Genomic DNA, 18,861 nt, shown 5'->3' on the forward strand with positions numbered 1-18,861 from the left:
GCCAAACTAGCCGGATAGGGCGATCTTCTGCTTTTTATATGCTCGATATTTCAGGAATTAAATTAATTATTCAAGCGGGCCCTTTAAAAACAGAGCTTTGTCGACAGCCTGAAAGGGCCCTAAAGGGCCCTTGGCTTTTTTCTGACTATGGCTCAGTCGCCCCCACCGCCGCCGCAGCCGGAAGAACAGCTGGACGAAGAGGAGCAGTTCGAGGACGAACAGCTCGAAGACGAGCAGTTGCCGGATGAGCCGCTGTCGTCGTTGCCGCTGTCGTTGTCGGACCAGATGCCGCTGCCGCAGCCGCTGGAGGCGCAGGAGGACGAAGCTCCCGATTGCTGTCCCGCCTCGCGTTTGGCTTCCTCCTCGGTCAGCAGCTCCTGCATCTGTTCGTTGAAGCCGGTAAATTCCGTTACCGAGTAGAACAGCATGGCGCCAGCCAGATACGGCATCAAGGAAGGGCCGTGCGACTCGGAAGGCCTCTCCGCGTAGGTCGGATTAACCGCAGCCTGCCGCAGCTGATCTTTCGCTTGCTCGATTAACCACCGGACCGTTTGCCTGATTTCAGGGAATTGGGCCGCCGCTTTCCGGTTGAACCAAAGCTGCTCAAGCTCCTCCTCGCTCTCCGAGCTCAGCCGGTCGATCCGCTGCCGATCAAGCGGATAGCGGAAAAAGCTGCCCCAAATTTGCCCTGTAAACGGCGTGGCCGTAAACAAGTGGGCGTATACCCAATCGAACCAGGCGCGCCCGCCCGGGTCCGGCGTACCGCTCGTATGTGGCGCATGGTGAATCGTCGCGCCGAGGAGCGTTTCCCCGAAGCGCTGGTACTCTCGGGTAAACATCAGCATCTCGTGCCAGATGTCGTCGACCGCTTCGCTGAACATCGGCACTTCTTTCAGCACGGCGGTCATCAAAAAGTATCGTTTCAGCTCCAGCAGCTTCCATTCGTATTCGGCCTCGCTCATGGAAGGATACTTGCCGAGCACCCGCTTCCGCAGCCGGTCGCCGTATTCCGCTTGCAGCGCTTGCTCCAGCCGGTCTGCGGCAGATTTCAGCGGAACCCCGGGCTGAAGTCCGAGTCCGGCCGGCAGCGGCTCGCTCCGGTAATCCGGCTTCGCCGGCTTACGCGCAGGCGGCTTCGTCCCACGGACCGGCCCGGGCCGGCGCCGGTTCGTTTTTCCCGATTTGGAAGAAGAGGCAACGATCAATACTACGATAACAACAAGGACTAGGATAAAGACAAAGGTCATATCGTACCTCCTCGAAGCGTGATGACCATATTATACCATAGCCGGCCCCTGAACTTCTCCTTCGGAGGTCCTGATTTCGGAAGCTTCCTCTGCCGATAGCTCTCCCGCTTGCAGCCGGTACATTTGGTAATACCTCCCACCCAGCCGCATCAGCTCGTCGTGCGTCCCGCTTTCCTTAATTTCGCCCCGGTCGAGAACCAGGATCTGATCGGCGGCTTTGATGGTCGACAGCCGGTGCGCGATGATGAAGGTGGTCCGGCCTTTCTTCAGCACTTCCAGCGCTGCTTGGATGACAGCTTCCGTTTCGGTGTCGATGCTGGCGGTCGCCTCATCCAGAATGAGAATCGCCGGGTTGAACGCCAGTGCCCTAGCGAACGAAACAAGCTGCCGCTGCCCGGCGGAAAGCGTGCTGCCTTTCTCGATGACGGGCTCGTCGATGCCTCCGGGCAGGGAGGCAAACATCTCGTACGCTCCGACATCGCGAAGCGCCTGCTCCACCTGCTCCCGTGTAATGGAAGGATCGTCCAGACTGACATTCGAGGCGATCGTACCGGTGAACAGGAACGGGTCCTGCAGCACGATCCCCATATGCTGGCGGAGCAGCTGCTGCGGAATGTCCCGGATATCCCGGCCGTCGATCAGAATCCGTCCTTCCCGGACCTCATAGAACCGGAACAGCAGGTTCAGGATCGAGCTTTTGCCGGAGCCGGTATGGCCGACAAGCGCGATAGTCTCGCCCGAGCGGGCGTGGAACGTAATGTTTTTGAGCACGTCCTCGCCGGGCTTGTAGGCGAACGAGACATTCTCGAAGACGACATTTCCTTTGTAACGCTCCAGCTTGCCTTCGGCCACCTCGGTGCCTTTCTCGTCCAGCAGCTCGAATACGCGCTCCGCCGACACGAGAGCTGTTTCCAGGTTGCTGAGCTGGTTCACGATGCCGACGATCGGCTGGAACATCCGGTTCATGTAATCCACGAAGGCGTACAGCACCCCGACAGTGACGAGCGTACCGAGCCAGCCGCCGCCGAACATCCAGATGACGGTCAGAAAAATAACGTTCCGGACGACGCCCACCAGGTTGTGCGAGGTAATCGCATTTAAGCTGAGCAGCTTGTTTTGGAACGTAAAATGCTGCTCGTTGAGCTGCTCGAACTCTGCAAGCGTCTCCTTTTGCCGGCGGAACGCCCGGATGATCGGCATGCCTTGAATCGATTCGTTGATCATCCCGTTGATGTCGCTGAGTCTGGACCGGATCGCATGATTGTATTTGGAAGCGAATCGACGGTACACGACGATCCATACATAGAGGATCGGCACCAGAGGCAGCGCGATCAGCGCCAGCCTCGCGTCGAGAAAGAACAGCGCACCGAGAATGGCCGCCATGTAGACGATGCCGGAGAAAAAGTTCGCCAGCACGTTGACGTACAGCTCGCGGATCGATTCCGTATCGTTTGTAATGCGCGAGACGACTTTGCCCGCGGGCAGGTTGTCGAAATATTGGACAGGTAGCCGTCCGACCTGGGCAAACACGTCTTTGCGGATCGTCTGGATGATCCGGTTGGCAGACGTCTGCAGCAGGTATTTCTCCCCGTAAGCGAACAGGGCGCTCAGCACAATCAGGCCGAAATAACAGAGCGCCAGTATGACGAGCCGTCCGAATTCCGGTTCGTAAAAGGCGTAGAGCTGCGGCGTCGTCAGCTCCCGCACTGGATAGACGGCCTGCCCGCCGTCGCCGGTCACCTTCAGCTCATTCCCTTGCACGCTGCGCTGACCGTCGAAGCGGAGCGGGCCGTCGACGAAATAGTAGCTGCGTCCGACCTGCAGCACGCGGACCTCGCGACCCTTCGTTTCGCCTTCCGCCCAGCGGTCTTGCCGTTTGTACGTTTTGCCGTCGTAGACGACGGTGTCTTTTCCCCCTGCGGCGGCTTCGTACCATGGATACTCCACGCCGAGAATATGGCGGTCGATCATTTGTCTGGCGACAAGCGGTCCGGCCAGCTCCGCGCAGACGGCTGCGGTCAGCAGGACGAGCGCAATGAGGATCGGCCGCTTGAATAACGCCGCATAGCGGTATAACCGGATACCGGTATGTTTCATGTGGAATCACCTTCGTTTCTGCTGTGCGGACGGATCGCCGTTCCTATGCGTTTCCGTCCGCCAGGCTTATTTTGAACGGGGAATCTACGCCCCGATGTTCGCTTCGAGCTGCTGGCGGTCGTACTGCTCTTTATACCAGCCTCCGGCTTGAAGCAGCTGTTCGTGGGTGCCTTCTTCCGCGATCCGGCCTTCGTCCAGTACGACGATCCAATCGGCATGCTGGACGGCGGACAGCCGGTGGGTGACGATCAGCGTCGTCTTGCCGGCGCGTTCCCGGCGAATGCCCGCGATGATTTCGGCCTCCGTCTTGGCGTCGACCGCCGACAGCGCGTCGTCGAGCATGAGAATTTCGGGATCGACGATCAAGGCGCGGGCGATGGACACGCGCTGCTTCTGACCGCCGGATAAGGCGACACCCTTCTCGCCGACCAGCGTCTCCAGTCCTTCGGGCAGGAAGTGCACGTCCTTGGCGAACGAGGCCAGCTCGAGCGCCCGCTGCACTTCCGTTTCGTCCGCCTGGCTGCGGCCGAACGTAACATTTTCGCGGATCGACCGCGAGAACAAGATCGGCTGCTGCGGCACATAGCCGATCCAGCCTTGGAGCGTGTCGGGATCGATCCAGTCCGCTGGCACGCCGGACAGCCGGACCGCCCCCTGACCGGAAGGGTATTCGCGCAGAAGCTGCTTGAGCAGCGTCGTTTTGCCGCTTCCCGTCCGGCCTACGATTCCGAGCGTCTGACCGCGCTCCAGCTTGAACGAGATATCGACGAGATTATCGATCGGCGAGGAAGGATAGCGGAACGTCACGCGGTCGAACACGATGTTTTTCGGTACGTCGACCGGGACCGGATTCGCCGGGCTTTCCACATCCGGCTCGTAGGCGAGCGTTTCGTTGACCCGGTCCAGCGAAGCGTTGCCCCGCTGCATGAGGTTAATGAGCTCGCCGATCGCGAACATCGGCCAAATCAGCATGCCGAGGAACACGTTGAACGAAACCAGCTCGCCGAGCGTAATTTCGTTGTGGAACACCAGATAAGCGCCGTAGCATAATCCGATCAAATAGCTGATGCCGACCAAAATTTTCACCGTCGGATCGAACAGCGCATCGACGCGGGCGACAGCGATGTTTTTGCGGAACACGTCGTCCGAAGTGCGGTGGAACCGTTCCTCGCTGGCCTTCTCCTGCACGAACGCGCGGATGACCCGCACGCCGCCGATCGTCTCCAGCACTTGGTCGTTCAATTGGCCGAACGCGTCCTGCGCGCTCGTGAAGCGCTCGTGGATTCGCTTGCCGAACCTGCCCATCAGCAGCGCCATCACCGGCAGCGGCAGCAGGGAAGCGAGCGTCAGCTTCCAGCTGATAAACGCCGCCATCATCGTCAAGATCGTCAGCATGTACAGGCTGGAATCGATCAGGGTCAAAATCCCGAAGCCTGCGGTCGCCGAGACGGCATGCAGATCGTTCGTCGCCCGGGCCATCAAATCGCCCGTCCGGTTGCGTTCGTAGAACGTCGGCGTCATTTTGGCGAAATGGCACATCAGACGCGAGCGGAGCAGACGCTCCAGCACAAAGGCGCCACCGAACAGCTGATACATCCAGACGTAAGTGATTGCGTAACACAATAGAGCCGCTGCGGCCCAAAAGCCAAGCACCTGATAAAACCGCGCGTCGGTCAGCGTCCCTTGATGAATGCCGTCGATGGAATAGCCGATCAGCTTCGGGGGAATGACCTCCAGAATTCCGGCGATCAGCAGCAGCAGGATCGCGGAACTGTATCGCTTCCAGTGCATGGCGAAAAACCAGCGCAGCTTTTTCAATACGATAAACATGTGAGCGTACTCCTTTCCGGTTCTCTAAAAAATGGTTATGCGGCAGCGCTTGGAAAACGACGCCAAAAAAGGCATACCGCTCGTAAGCGATATGCCTTAGCGCATCCGTATCCAGGGACAAGGATGCTTATCCGTTCGCAACAAACGCCATACGCGTGTTCTAACTGCTGCGGACCGATAAAAAAGGCGCACGATTACGAGGGTGCGTAACCATGCGCCGCGTGTACGGAATAAATTCGCGGAACGGCGAACGAGCCGTTACGATTCCAGCGCGGAGTGGCTGCACCGAACAATCCGGTTGTATTGAAGATGTGCGCGAAATTTTCGGTCTCCAGCGAGCAGCATCATTTGGCAGCCATCCTTTCTTGGAAATAATCTACAAATGTCACTGTACCATTGGGCGGCTCGTACTGTCAACGGGAAAAAACGATTATAATCGATCGGTATCGGGCCGAAGGGCTCGAAAAAAGACAAGATCGAATCCGAGGTGAGACTTGAGATTCCGGCCGTCCTGAATTACATTGAGAATAAGAAGTGGATTCCATACTTTGTGAAAAAAAGGATGATGAGACGATGCCGCTGTTGGATATGCCGCTGGATCAACTGAAAACGTACCAAGGACGCAATCCGCGTCCCGCCGACCTGGACGATTATTGGGAAGCCGCGCTGCAGGAAATGCGGGCGACCGATCCTCAGGTCGAACTGGTGCCGTCGGAGTTCACAACGCCGTTCGCGGAATGCTTCGACTTGTATTTTACCGGCGTTCGGGGCGCGCGGATTCACGCCAAATATGTGCGCCCGACCCGAACCGGCGGTCCGCATCCGGCCGTGCTCCAATTCCACGGCTATACGGGAAATTCCGGCGATTGGCAGGATAAGCTGCAGTATGCGGCGCTGGGCTTTTCCGTGGCGGCCATGGACGTACGCGGTCAAGGCGGTTTGTCGGAGGATACGGGCGGGGTGAAGGGAACGACGCATCACGGTCATTTTATCCGCGGTTTGGACGGGGAGCCGGACAATTTGCTGTTCCGCCATATTTTCCTGGATGCGGCGCAGCTGGCTTCCATTGTCATGAGCTTTCCGGAGGTGGATGAGAATCGGGTAGGGGCGTCAGGCTGGTCGCAGGGAGGCGCTTTGACGATGGCCTGCGCGGCGCTGGAGCCGCGGATTCGCAAGGCTGCGCCGGTATATCCGTTCCTGAGCGACTACAAACGGGTATGGGAGATGGATTTGGCCAAGGACGCCTATGCCGAGCTGCGCACGTATTTCCGCCATTTTGATCCGCAGCATAAACGGGAAGACGAGATTTTCACCAAGCTGGGCTACATCGATATCCAGCATTTGGCGCACCGCATCCGGGCGGAGCTGCTGATCGGCGTCGGGCTGATGGACCCGATTTGTCCGCCTTCCACCCAGTTTGCCGCGATCAACAAAGTCACGTCGCCGGTGCAGCTGGAAATTTACCCGGACTTCGGGCATGAAGGGCTCCCGGGAATGCAGGACAAGATTTATCAATTTATGAAAACCTTATAGCGGCAAAAAAAGAGCGTCCGGCGCATTGTCGGACGCTCTATTGTTGAGAAAGAGCTTTTTGACTGATATAGAGATACATACGGAGGTGTGGTATCTACTGGAGGAGCTATAGCGTTCGCCTTTGTCTGCGGGAAATACCCGCTACTAAGCGGCTTCCAATAAAATTTCCTGCAGACAACGGCGACCGGAAGTAGATACCACACCTACTCGTACACCTCTATTACTCCAAGTTGACTACTTTCTCAACAAGCCTAGGAAGAAGCTGCGCCCGTTTTGCGGACGGCGAGACGGCCGCCTATGGCGATTCCGCCAAGGTATAAGGCGGCGCTTACGCCGAACAGCAGCGGAATGCTTTCTCCCATAAAAAGGAGCGATCCGAGCATCGGGCCTGCCGCCATGCCGAGATAGCGGACAAAGTTATAGACGCCGACGGCGGTCGCGCGGTCGTCGGGGAACATTTCCGTAAGGAGCGTGGCCGGCATCGACATGGTAAGCCCCATCGTCAGGCCAAACAGGCAGAACACGGCAGTCAGTACGGGCAGCGACAGTCCGGCCGTGAAAGCGAACAACAGCACCGTCGCGGCATTCGCCGCGCAACCCCATAAATAGCCGCTCTCTCCGGAGAACCGGCTTTGGACCCAGCCTCCGGCCTTGACGCCAACCATGGAGCAAAGCGCCATGAGCAGCATCAGCGTTCCGGTCTGTGCCGGCTCGTAGCTGTAGCGGTGATGGGCGATGATCGGAATGTACACGAGAAAGACGAAGTAGACCAAGAACTGCACGAACCCGACAGTCAGCAAGGCGGCCGCCCGGGGATCGCGGGCCAGACGGACAAACGAGCTCCAATCGAGGCCCTTGCGCACGGCCGTTGTTTTCGGTCGGGTTTCGGGGAGCAGGAAGGCGTTGGCTGCCAGCAGGATCAGCGAAACGGCGCCCAGCAGCAAAAACGCGCTTCCGTAGCCGTAGCGGCCGCCGATCATTCCGCCGACCCACGGGCCGACAGCTGGAGACAGTCCGAGCATTAGCTGGTATGTCGCCATCCCTTGGGCCCGCTCCTTTCCTTCGAACACATCGCCGATTATGGCTGCCGCTACAACCGGAACGGCCGCCGCACCGATGCCCTGAAGCAGACGGAAGGCGAGCAGCGCATTAACCGAGCCGGCGTAGGCGCAGCCGAGCGAGGCCAGCGTGTAGACGGCGACGGCCGGGAGCAGGACGATTTTGCGGCCCTTCCGGTCCGACAGCGGACCGAAGACAAGCTGCATGACCGCGAGCGCTACGGTAAATACGGTCACCGTCAGGTTGACCATTGACTGCGTCGTGTGCAGCTTTTCCTGAACCTCCACCAGCAGTGGAGAGTATAAATTTTGCGCCAAAGACGCCACAAAGGCGCTGAAGCCGATCAAATACAAGATGATGCGGGATTTCATGAGATCACTCCTTTTTTGCTTGTGACTGACTATCAGTCAATTTAGTACTTTACGCATTATAGTTTATTGACCGATCGTCAGTCAATAAGTAAAATAAAGTTATGGAGATTACCCTAAAACGAGAAGCGTGCATTTCTCTCAATTAGCAAAGGAGTGCGACTCATGGCCAGAATAACGAAGGACCCTGAAGTGCGCAGGAACGAACTGTTGGACGCGGCCGTGCAATTGTTCGGCGATAAGGGCGTCGAGCGGACGTCCGTTAGCGACATCGTCAAGCAGGTGGGGGTCGCTCAGGGGACGTTTTATTACTATTTCAAAACGAAGGACGACGTCATCTTTGCCCTGATCGAGCGTTCGCTGTCAGAGCAAATGGAATATGTGAATTCGGTTGCCGGGCAGCCCGGGGTGGCCGCGGACCTGAAGCTGGTGGGGGCGCTGCTCGAACGTCCGGCCGTTTTGCCGAATTACCGGGATTTTTTGCAGGTGCTGCACCACGAGAGCAACGCTATGATTCATCAACGCTTCGTGTCCCGGAAAATTTCCGAGATGGTGCCGCCAATCGCGCAAATCCTCGAACAAGGTGTAAAGGAAGGTATATTTCAGGTCGAGCATCCGGCGGAAACGGCCGAGTTTATGCTTACGGCGATTTTGTTCATGTTCGATCCGGGCTTTTTTGACCGGACCGAGGAGGAGATCCGCACCAAAGCCGGCGCGATCGTCGGCATCATGGGGAAGCTGCTCGGCGCAGAGCTTCCGTCGCCGGATCAGGCAAGAAGCATATTTTCGCTTTTTTAAGGCGCGCGGATTGTTCGTTGACGGTTTGATTTCCCTCCGACTACAATAGGAAATGGAACGTTTTCATTAAACGTCTGCGGAGCCGGAAGCCGGTTCCGCGAACCGATCGGAATTTGATAAAATGGACGGAGGATGGACATGAATAGATTAGATGCCGTCGCCATCGGCGAGCTGCTGATCGATTTTACGCCTGCGGGGGTGTCTGAGCAAGGGCTGCCGCGTTACGAACAAAACCCCGGCGGCGCGCCGGCCAATGTGATGGCGGGGCTGACCAAGCTGGGCAAGCGGACGGCATTTATCGGCAAAGTCGGCGAGGATGCTTTCGGCCGTTTTTTGACGGGAGAGCTGGAGAAGCACGGGGTAGATACGGGCGGCATGGTATTTACCGGAGAAGCCGGTACGACGCTGGCCTTTGTTAGCCTTGACGCCAGCGGAGACCGTTCTTTCAGCTTCTACCGCAACCCTGGGGCGGACATGCTCCTGCAGGAGTCGGAAATCGACTGGAAGCGGATCGGGGAAGCCGCCTTGTTTCATTTCGGCTCCGTCTCGATGACTCACGAGCCTGCGGCTACGGCGACGCTGCGCGCGGCTGCCTATGCCCGCCGGGAAGGCAAGCTCGTCTCCTTCGATCCGAATCTGCGTCCGCTGCTGTGGCCGGATTTGGACCGTGCAAAGTCGCTCATTCTGGAAGGCATGACTTACAGCGATGTCCTGAAGCTTTCCGAGGAGGAGCTGCATTTTCTGACCGGCGAGCGGGACTTGGAGGCGGGTACCCGGCAGCTCCAGGAGCAGTACGGCACTCCGCTGATGTTCGTGACGCTTGGGCCGGACGGCAGCTTTTACCGTCAGGGCGAGCGGACGGGCCGGGTGCCGGGCTTCGCGGTGAAAGCCGTCGATACGACCGGCGCGGGCGATGCATTCTTCTCCGGCGCGCTGTTCCGCTTGATGGAATACGGCAAGCGCCCCGACGAGCTGACTGAAGAGGAGCTTGGCGAGGTTTGCCGCTCGGGCAATGCGGCCGGCGCGCTTACGACGACCCGCAAGGGAGCGATTCCCGCTCTGCCGTCCCGGGAGGAGCTGGACCGGCTGATTCGCGGAAGTTGACGGGACAAGCATGGAAACGTTTTATTTTCCGATGTCAAGCCCTTTTAACCGATGGTAAATTGAGATACAATAACGTATGGAGATGACATTGCTTGTAAGATCATCCCGTTAATAAGTTATCGCAGCCATAGAGGGGAGACAGGTCATGACCAGCGCGCAATATCGGGTGGAAAAAGACTTTTTGGGCACAAAGGAAGTACCGGTCCATGCTTATTATGGAGTTCAAACCATGCGGGCCGTAGAAAACTTTCCGATTACCGGATACCGGATTCATAAAGAGCTGATTGTCGCCATGGCGACCGTCAAAAAAGCGGCGGCTATCGCCAATATGGAGATCGGACAGCTGAATCCGAACCTTGGGAAGGTCATCGTTCAGGCGGCCGAGGAAATCATCGCCGGACAATGGCACGATCAATTTATTGTAGACCCGATTCAAGGCGGGGCGGGCACGTCGATCAACATGAACACGAACGAAGTTATTGCCAACCGGGGCATCGAGCTGCTCGGGGGCGAGAAGGGCAATTACTTTACGCTTAGTCCCAATACGCATGTGAACATGGCGCAGTCCACGAACGACGCCTTCCCGACGGCGATTCATATTTCCGTGCTGACGCTGCTCGATCAACTGCTTGAGGTGATGAACGAGCTGCACGAAGGCTTCGAAGCCAAAGCGAAGGAATTCGATAGCGTTATCAAAATGGGGCGGACGCACCTGCAGGACGGCGTGCCGATCCGCCTTGGTCAAGAGTTTGAAGCTTACCGCCGGGTGCTAGCGAGAGATATCAAGCGGATTACCCAGACGCGGCAGCATTTGTACGAGATCAATATGGGCGCGACGGCTGTCGGCACCGGCTTGAACGCCGATCCGCGCTACATTAAGCGCGTGGCGGAGCTGCTGGCCGAATTGACCGGCTTCCCGCTGGTCAGCGCGGAGCACCTTGTCGATGCGACGCAGAACACTGACGCCTATACGGAAGTGTCTGCCGCATTGAAGGTATGCATGATCAACATGTCGAAGGTGGCGAACGACCTGCGGCTGATGGCTTCGGGGCCGCGTACCGGCTTGGCCGAGATCAACCTGCCGGCGCGTCAGCCGGGCTCCTCGATCATGCCGGGCAAAGTAAACCCGGTCATGTGCGAGGTTGTCAATCAGGTAGCGTTCCAGGTAATCGGCAATGATCATACCATTTGCTTGGCTTCCGAAGCGGGACAGCTTGAGCTGAACGTCATGGAGCCGGTGCTGGTGTTCAACCTGCTGCAATCGCTCAGCATGATGAGCCAGGTGTTCAAGGTGTTCAAAAAATACTGCCTCGACGGCATCCAAGCGAACATCGAACGCTGCAAGGAGTACGTGGAGCGGAGCGTCGGTGTCATTACCGCGCTGAACCCGCATCTGGGCTATGAGCCGGTGGCGAGAATCGCCCGCGAGGCGATTGAAACCGGCCGCTCGGTCCGCGAGCTCTGCCTGTTGTACGATGTGCTGCGCGAAGACGAGCTGAACTTGATTCTCGACCCGTACGAAATGACGAATCCGGGCATCGCGGGCGCATCGCTGCTCGAAACGCATCGGGACGAAGAGAAGAAATAAAAGGCCGGACGCTTTCGTCTGGCCGGTACGGCGACAAGCGCCGCTGTCTCAATTAGACGGCGGCGCTTGTTTTTTGTTTTGAAGGGGCTTTTTTCAAAGCCAGCAATAAAATCATTCCGATGATGCAGGACGTGCCGATCCACTGAAAATATCCAAACGGCTCTTTTAGCCAAAGCACCGTGGTTAACACAGCGGCCAGCGGCTCCAGACTGCCGACGAGGCTCGATTCTTTGGGCGAAAGACTTTGCAAGCTTTCGATATAGAACCAAAAGGCGAGCATGGTGCCGAATACGATCACGAATACCAGGTATAAACAGGCTACAAGCGGCATACCGGCAAAATCCGCCTGCCAGGGCGGATGGATTAAGCTCAAGGCGGCGCCTCCGATGATCATCGCCCAGCCGACGATGACAAGCGAATCGTATTGTTTCAATAAAGGAACCGCATATACCGTATAGAACGCCAGCGTTACCCCCGATAAAATTCCCCAGACGATCGCAGGCATCGGTACCGAGAGCTGGGAGATGGAGCCGTTCGTCAACAACAAAAAGCAGCCGACTAACGCAAGGGAAACGGTTACCAGATCTTGTCGGGTGAGAACGGTCTGTTTTCGCAGGATCAAGTAGGCGATAATCATAACTGGCGCCAAATATTGCAGCAGTGTAGCGACGGCGGCATTGCCGTGCTGGATCGAAGCCATATACGTATATTGAACGGCAAGCGTCCCGAATATCGCGAAAATAACCAGTTTAAGGGCCACACTTCGGTTTTTCCAGACACGGATTATTTGAGAGCGGTCTTTTGTACAAAATTGCACGGCTAAGAGTAAAATACCGGCTACGAGCAGTCGTGTCGTCACCAGCCAATCGACCTCGATGGCGTAATCTTGAAAGAGCTTTTTGGCCACGGTGCCGCTGATTCCCCATAATACCGCTCCGGTGATCACGAGAAACAATCCTCTTCTTCTAGCAGGTCTGTCCATGAACGAGTCTCCACCTTAAAATATAATAATAGTGTTATAATAGAGGAAAGCAGGCTTTAAAGATATTAGAATCGGATAAATAAATATAAGGATGTTGAGGTCGGATTTATCATGCAAATCAAAAATTTCAAGATTGACCGAAGCTTAAAGGAGCTGACCGAGCACCGGACGGTCGTGCTGCCGATGGCATGCTACGAAACGACAATTAATCAAAATATACACGGCTATATCCCGCTTCATTGGCATGAGGAAATTCAGCTTATCCTGATTGTAAAAGGAGAAGCGGTCTTTCAAATCAACGAGGACCGCATCACGGTTCGGGATGGCGAGGGGCTGTTTATCAATAGCGGCTGTCTGCACATGGCGGAAGATAAGGATCAATCGGGCTGCGTCTATATTTGCTTGAACGTTTCTCCTCATTTCGTATTATCGCAAGAGCTTTACACGACCTTTGTATATCCATATATTCAAGCGACAAATCTTCCATACTTACATTTGCATCCCGGTGAGCCTTGGGGAAAAAATAGTTTGGATGCCATCCTGAGCATTCATCGATTGCTTCAACAAAAACCGCCGTTCTATGAAATCAGTATCACCATGCAGCTGACGTTAATTTGGCAAAACCTCATTAGGAATGGCTTTCAGCCGGAATATGACCGGACGGAAATGCAAAAGAGCCAGCGGATCAAGCACATGCTGCAATGGATTCATGCCCATTATGCCGAGAAAATCAAGCTGGAGGACATCGCCAGAGCCGGCCAACTGAGCCGGTCCGAATGCTGCCGCTATTTCAAACGAATCCTGAAGACGACGCCGTTAAGCTACGTAACGGAATATCGAATTCAAAAAAGCTTGGTCCTTCTGCAGCAAGCGGAATCGAATGTGACGGAAGTCGCCTACCAAGTAGGGTTTAATAGTACAAGCTACTTTATCGATCAATTCCGCAAGTCTATGAAGGTTACACCCTTAGCTTACAAGAAATCTAAAATGGATGACGGCTCATAAAACGAGGGCAGGAAACAAAGCTCCTGCGCAGTCCGGAGGACAGCTCATGTCTCCGGCTTTTTTTTGTTCCCCGATAAGCTCGCAATGCTCGAATAAAATGATTGAAAAAATCAAAATTATGATTTATATTATCATTAATAAGACGAAAGGGGTAATAATGTGAAGCCATTCGGTCAATATACGTATCCTGAAATTTCGGCACAGGCGGAGGCGCTGAATGCGGCGCTTGCACAGCTTCAGCAGCAGGGAGACTGGGTTCAAAAGCATCTTCTCGATTCGGAAACGGACGAGACGGTGTTCATCGGCAGCGGCTCATCCTATTATCAAGCACTGGCGATGGCGTCCGTCTACCGGGCGTGGCTGGGCAAAAGCGCAACGGCTTATCCTTCCTCGGAGGTGTTCCTGTTCCGCGAGCAGACGCTTCCTCCGAATCGCAATTATTTGGTTATCGGCGTATCGAGATCGGGCGAATCGACAGAGGTGCTGCTGGCGCTGGAAGCCGTGAAGCCTCTCTCTAACGTGAAAGTCGCTGGCATCACCTGCTACGAAGAGAGCAGCATGGCTAAGCTGGCGGATTGCCTGGTATCCCCGCTCGGGAAAGAAACGAGCACCGTAATGACGAAATCGTTCAGCAGCATGACGTTTTTGATGCACGCGGCGATCGCCAAGGCGGCGGGCAAGCAGGATCAGTTCGAGCAGCTTGCTTCGGTCGCGCAAACGGACGATCAAGTCGTCAAAGCCGCCGACGCTTTCATTAAGCCTTTGGTCGACACGAACGATTTTCATAAGGTTATTTACCTCGGCATGGGCACGTACTACGGCATCGCGCTGGAAGCGAGCTTGAAAATCAAAGAAATGTCCTACATCTGGACGGAAGCCTACGGAACGCTGGAGTTCCGCCACGGTCCCAAGTCGATTGTGGAGCCGGGCACGCTAGTTTGCCTGCTGTTGTCCGAGAAAGCGCGCGATTACGAGCTGAAGGTCGCCAAGGAAATGCAGGAGTACGGCGCATTCGTGCTGCTCGTCACGGCCAAGGCCGGGGAAGATACCGCGTTCGCGGATGCGGTATTCGAAGTCGGCGGAGCGGAGATGAGCGACGATGCCCGCACGGTGCTTTATTTGCCGGCGCTGCAATATTTGGGCTTCTATACGGCCATGAAACGCGACGTGGACCCGGATATGCCCCGCAACCTGACACAAGTGGTCAAAATTTAGCCGGAAGCGAGATGACATCGATATGCCATTAGTATCATCCACCTCATTGCTGGAAGCGGCCCGCGCGGGCGGCTACGGAATCGGCGCATTCAACGTGCATACGCTGGAGATGCTGCAAGCGGTCGTCGACGCCGCGGAAGAAACCGGATCGCCTTTAATTCTTCAATCGACGGTAGGGACGGTCAAGCATCTCGGTCCCGATTATATCGCAGCGGCGGCCACAGTTGCGGCCAACCGTTCCCGGGTGCCGATCGCGCTTCATTTGGACCATTGTACGGACTTTGCAACGATCGTGCAGTGCATCCGGGCCGGATACACGTCGGTGATGATCGACGCCTCGATGCTGCCTTTCGAAGAAAATGTGCGTTTGACGAAGCAAGTCGTCGAAGTAGCGCGTGCCGCCGGCGTCAATGTCGAAGCCGAGCTCGGCAAAGTGGGCGGCGTGGAGGACGATATCGTCGTGGCCGAGCACGAAGCTTTGATGGCTGACCCGCAGGAGTGCGCCGAATTCGTCGAGCGGACCGGCGTTCATACGCTGGCGCCTGCGATCGGCACGGCTCACGGCATTTACAAGGGCGAGCCGAAGATCGATTTCGACCGCATCCGGCGTATCGCCGAGATCGTCTCGGTGCCGCTCGTCCTGCACGGCGGCTCCGGCATTCCGGAGGAGCAAGTGAAGCGCTGCGTCTCGCTCGGCATGGCCAAAATGAACATTGCCACCGAGATCCGCATCGTTTTCTCCGACGCGATCAAGGCCGTATTCGCGGACAACCCGCAGGAGAACGACCCGCGCAAATATATGATTCCGGCCAAGAAAGCCGTGAAAGAAGCGGCGATTGAAAAAATGCGGATGGTCGGCTGCATCGGCAAAGCCGGAGATTTCCGATGATCGTTACCGTCACCTTGAATGCGGCCATCGACAAGACATATCATTTGCCTGCGTTGGCCGCAGGTCAAGTCTCACGGGTAGACCGCGTGTACGCGGAGCCGGGAGGCAAAGGCATTAACGTCGCTCGCGTGATCGCGCTGCAAGGCGTTCCCGTGCTGGCGACCGGATTTGCCGGCGGCAGCAACGGGGACTTTATCGAACGCGGATTGACGCGGCAGGGCATTGCGCACGACTTCGTGAAGATCGAAGGCGAATCCCGCATCTGTCTGAACATCATGGATCAAGACGGCGTCTCGACGGAGCTGCTGGAGCCGGGACCGACGATCGCCGGGCAAGAGATGGAGGCGATGCGGCAAAAGCTTGCGCAGCTTGCCGCGCGGGCGAAGGTCGTCGCTTTCAGCGGCTCGCTTCCGGCCGGCGTGCCAAAGTCCTTTTATGCGGAATTGATCGGGATTGCTCAAAGGCAGGGCGCCGTCGTATTTTTGGATACGAGCGGGGAAGCATTGATGCGGGGGGCGGAAGCGAAGCCTTACTTCATCAAGCCGAACGAGGATGAAGTCGCCCAATGGCTCGGCCATTCGATCGAGGATGAAAACGCGCTAAAGCAAGGCTTGCTGCGGCTGAACGAGTCCGGCATTTCTTGCATCAACGTATCGATGGGAGCGCAAGGCTCGCTGGCCGCTTTTCACGGCGTTTACTACCGGGTGCACGCCCCGAAGGTCAATGCGGTGAATGCGGTCGGCAGCGGAGATGCTTACGTGGCAGGGATGGCCATCGGCACAGCTCAAGGGCTTCCCGTCGAGGAGTGCCTTAGATTGGCCACCGCTTCCGGGACGGCTAATGCGCTAACGGCCCGGGCGGGCTACGTCGAGCCCGAGGACGTCAAGCGGCTGCTCGGCGAAGTCGTCGTCGAGCGGATCGGGTAGCGCAACTATAAAAAAGGCAGAACCGACATCTGTCGGCCTGCCCGCAGCTCTACTATTCGCGGGAGTCACTTTGTGGCTCCTTTTTGCATGGACAATTAACTCAAGGATGACAGCCCGTTACTTCGAGGCGGAACCAAGCTGGTCCAGCCAGTAAATCCCCGTCGGCTGCCGCTCTTTATCCTCCACATCGACCAGACTGACGCTCGGGCTGAGGCTTAAGCTTTGCAGCGAATCGCCGCTGGCCCGGCCCTCGATTTCGGCGATGTGGAACTTCACGAACTTGGGGCTCTCTTCGAGCAGCGACAAATCTTTGATGTCGTCGCCAAACCAGGTCACCGTATATTCCTCACCGTCCGCTGTTGTTCCGATTGCATAAGCTTGGGAAATCTTTAGCTTATACCGCTCAGCCAGCATTTTCAAATCGGTGACGGTGGATTTCTTAAAGGTAGCGGCAAATGACCACATGCTTTGCTCCGACAAGCTTTGCACCTGCTGGGCAGCGCCCTTCCGATATTGCTCCAACGTTTCCTTGGAGTAAATGTTCGTGTATTCGCCCTTTACTTTTTTGATGTTTTTTTCATCTGCATGTGATGGGAAAGAAACTTTGAAATCGGCCGGAGCCGCTTTAAAATTCGGGTTCGTCTCACTGACCTGCTTCCACTCTATGCGGGCAAGCTGATCTCTGGTATCGGACAAATCGTTGATCGTGCCTCGGGGCTGGCCGAATCTTTGCAGCGAGTGCAGGGTCAGGCTCGGTTTATCGTTGCCATCTCGGGAGCTCCACCCTGTGTACAAGGTGTACGATTTGTCCGGATTCAGCCGGTCTCCGCCCAGAATCGATACGATGACTTCGTCTCCCGCATCTTCTCCTCCGGTATTCAGATCGACCTTGACTCCGGGCAGATTGGTCATAATGACCTTGGGCTTCAAAGCATCGGAGGCATCCGTTTGAAAGGTCAGAGCAGGAATGTTGCGTAAAATGCCCTGTCTTTGAAACGCTTGGAGCTGTTCTTTGGTCCACTCGGCGCGAACCTTTGTCGTCATGAAGTCTTTCCCGACTTTATAAGCTTCCAGTTTTGCTTTAGCCGGCAAATCCGCGTTCGCCGCTTTGGAATTCGTAAATTCGCTCTCGTAAGCGAAGGCCCCGGTGCATAAGAAAAGCTGCATAGCCAATGCCGCCGAGACTACGGTTCGTTTCTTCATCTTCTTGGAAAACCTCCTCGAATTTTGCCTTTTGCTCATGGAAAAAAGACCATGAACTGCCAACTCACTTCTATTAAGACGGAGAAAGACTCCAAAAGGTTTCAAGTTTTATGTTCATTTTCGTAAAATTTCCATCATGCCATCGGAAGATAAGCGTACTTCTCCGTAACAAACGATGAGCCAATTCTGCCCCCGGGGGCCTATAGTCAGGATATACCCGGAACGCTGACAGGAGGCGGTTACGCATGAGTTTGTTAACCCAAGAAGAGGTTTCGTTTTATGCCGAGAACGGCTATCTGCTTTATCACAAGCCGTTGTTTTCCAAAGAAAAGCTGGAGGAGCTGACATCCATATTCGAGGAGCAATTGGCGCAAAAGGGGAGCAAGCTGTCCGACGAGCTGGATACGCCGCATTTTCGCGAGGAGCGGCTGCTGAAGTTTTTGCTTGCGGACGAGGTGCTGGACCTGGTGGAGCCGCTGATCGGTCCGAATATCGGGCTATGGTCCAGCCATTTTATATGCAAGGATGCGTATACCGGCCGGGCGACCCCGTGGCATGAAGATTCGGCGTATTGGAACGGGCGGCTCAGCGGCTACGACAAAATCGTGACCGTTTGGCTCGCCATCGACCGCAGCAACCGCGATAATGGCTGCATGCGGGTCATTCCCGGCACGCACCGGAACGGATTTTCCGAGTACGAGCCGGTGGACGGCGGACAGAACTTGTTTTCGACGCAAATTAAACAAATTGACAACCGAAATGCAGTATACTTCGAGCTGGAACGGGGCGAATGCTCGCTGCACGATTCGCGGATTATTCACGGCGCCGCCCCGAATACGAGCCCGCACCGCCGCTGCGGATACACGATGCGTTATTTTTCCACGGAATTAAAGGTGCTGCCCGAGAAAAATCCGAATTTCAAAATATGGCTGGCACGCGGCAAAGACATCGCAGGCAACCCGTTCGTTCCTGTATAATGGGACTATGAAATGAACCCTTAAATGAAAAGCGGGAGGG

The 18,861-nt window shown here is 56.1% G+C and carries 15 protein-coding genes; 9 read left to right on the forward strand and 6 right to left on the reverse strand.

What is annotated here, in order from left to right; all coding sequences use genetic code 11:
* Positions 1-152: 152 nt before the first annotated feature.
* The 3 genes from KQX66_RS29320 to KQX66_RS29330 all read right to left on the reverse strand — a co-directional run bounded on the left by KQX66_RS29320 (position 153) and on the right by KQX66_RS29330 (position 5,174).
* Entirely contained in the window at positions 153-1,247 is a 1,095-nt protein-coding gene (locus tag KQX66_RS29320; RefSeq protein ID WP_216796541.1) for a UCP032817 domain-containing protein, read from the reverse strand.
* 30 nt (positions 1,248-1,277) lie between these two features.
* Positions 1,278-3,344: an ABC transporter ATP-binding protein gene (locus tag KQX66_RS29325; RefSeq protein ID WP_216796543.1), complete on the reverse strand. Its 2,067-nt coding sequence runs from the start codon at positions 3,342-3,344 to the stop codon at positions 1,278-1,280.
* Positions 3,345-3,428: 84 nt separating this feature from the next.
* The gene (locus KQX66_RS29330) at positions 3,429-5,174 is read right to left on the reverse strand and encodes an ABC transporter ATP-binding protein (protein WP_216796545.1); all 1,746 of its coding nucleotides are present in this window, start codon (positions 5,172-5,174) and stop codon (positions 3,429-3,431) included.
* Positions 5,175-5,747: 573 nt separating this feature from the next.
* Between KQX66_RS29330 and KQX66_RS29335 the strand changes: the two genes are divergently transcribed.
* Positions 5,748-6,707 (forward strand): acetylxylan esterase, encoded by a 960-nt coding sequence (locus tag KQX66_RS29335; protein WP_216796547.1) that lies wholly within the window; start codon positions 5,748-5,750, stop codon positions 6,705-6,707.
* Positions 6,708-6,958: 251 nt separating this feature from the next.
* Here the strand turns inward: KQX66_RS29335 and KQX66_RS29340 are convergent, their stop codons facing one another.
* The gene (locus KQX66_RS29340; protein WP_216796549.1) at positions 6,959-8,137 is read right to left on the reverse strand and encodes an MFS transporter; all 1,179 of its coding nucleotides are present in this window, start codon (positions 8,135-8,137) and stop codon (positions 6,959-6,961) included.
* Between the two features lie 162 nt (positions 8,138-8,299).
* On the opposite strand from KQX66_RS29340, the gene KQX66_RS29345 reads away from it, so the two are divergent.
* The 3 genes from KQX66_RS29345 to aspA all read left to right on the forward strand — a co-directional run bounded on the left by KQX66_RS29345 (position 8,300) and on the right by aspA (position 11,624).
* On the forward strand, positions 8,300-8,932 hold the full coding sequence (locus KQX66_RS29345; protein WP_216796551.1) for a TetR/AcrR family transcriptional regulator: 633 nt from the start codon (positions 8,300-8,302) through the stop codon (positions 8,930-8,932).
* Between the two features lie 138 nt (positions 8,933-9,070).
* Entirely contained in the window at positions 9,071-10,036 is a 966-nt protein-coding gene (locus KQX66_RS29350) for a PfkB family carbohydrate kinase (protein ID WP_216796553.1), read from the forward strand.
* A gap of 145 nt (positions 10,037-10,181) precedes the next feature.
* On the forward strand, positions 10,182-11,624 hold the full coding sequence (aspA, locus tag KQX66_RS29355) for an aspartate ammonia-lyase (RefSeq protein WP_216796555.1): 1,443 nt from the start codon (positions 10,182-10,184) through the stop codon (positions 11,622-11,624).
* 52 nt (positions 11,625-11,676) lie between these two features.
* On the opposite strand, the gene KQX66_RS29360 is transcribed toward aspA, so the two are convergent.
* Positions 11,677-12,606, reverse strand: coding sequence for a DMT family transporter (locus KQX66_RS29360; RefSeq protein WP_216796558.1), 930 nt, complete (start codon positions 12,604-12,606; stop codon positions 11,677-11,679).
* A gap of 111 nt (positions 12,607-12,717) precedes the next feature.
* Here KQX66_RS29360 and KQX66_RS29365 point away from each other — a divergent pair, with 111 nt between their 5' ends.
* From KQX66_RS29365 to pfkB, 4 genes are all read left to right on the forward strand, one after another.
* Entirely contained in the window at positions 12,718-13,611 is an 894-nt protein-coding gene (locus KQX66_RS29365; protein WP_216796559.1) for a helix-turn-helix transcriptional regulator, read from the forward strand.
* Positions 13,612-13,770: 159 nt separating this feature from the next.
* Positions 13,771-14,826 (forward strand): SIS domain-containing protein, encoded by a 1,056-nt coding sequence (locus KQX66_RS29370; RefSeq protein ID WP_216796561.1) that lies wholly within the window; start codon positions 13,771-13,773, stop codon positions 14,824-14,826.
* 22 nt (positions 14,827-14,848) lie between these two features.
* On the forward strand, positions 14,849-15,715 hold the full coding sequence (fba, locus tag KQX66_RS29375) for a class II fructose-1,6-bisphosphate aldolase (RefSeq protein WP_216796563.1): 867 nt from the start codon (positions 14,849-14,851) through the stop codon (positions 15,713-15,715).
* Entirely contained in the window at positions 15,712-16,641 is a 930-nt protein-coding gene (gene pfkB / locus KQX66_RS29380; protein ID WP_216796565.1) for a 1-phosphofructokinase, read from the forward strand. The genes fba and pfkB overlap by 4 nt, the downstream gene beginning before the upstream one ends.
* A 117-nt stretch (positions 16,642-16,758) precedes the next feature.
* Here the strand turns inward: pfkB and KQX66_RS29385 are convergent, their stop codons facing one another.
* Positions 16,759-17,844, reverse strand: coding sequence for a hypothetical protein (locus tag KQX66_RS29385; protein ID WP_216796567.1), 1,086 nt, complete (start codon positions 17,842-17,844; stop codon positions 16,759-16,761).
* A 245-nt stretch (positions 17,845-18,089) separates the two neighbouring features.
* Between KQX66_RS29385 and KQX66_RS29390 the strand changes: the two genes are divergently transcribed.
* Positions 18,090-18,821, forward strand: coding sequence for a phytanoyl-CoA dioxygenase family protein (locus tag KQX66_RS29390; protein WP_216796569.1), 732 nt, complete (start codon positions 18,090-18,092; stop codon positions 18,819-18,821).
* The last annotated feature ends 40 nt before the right edge of the window (positions 18,822-18,861 follow it).

The organism is Paenibacillus oleatilyticus, from assembly GCF_018998565.1.
In the GTDB taxonomy this organism is placed as follows: domain Bacteria; phylum Bacillota; class Bacilli; order Paenibacillales; family NBRC-103111; genus Paenibacillus_G; species Paenibacillus_G oleatilyticus.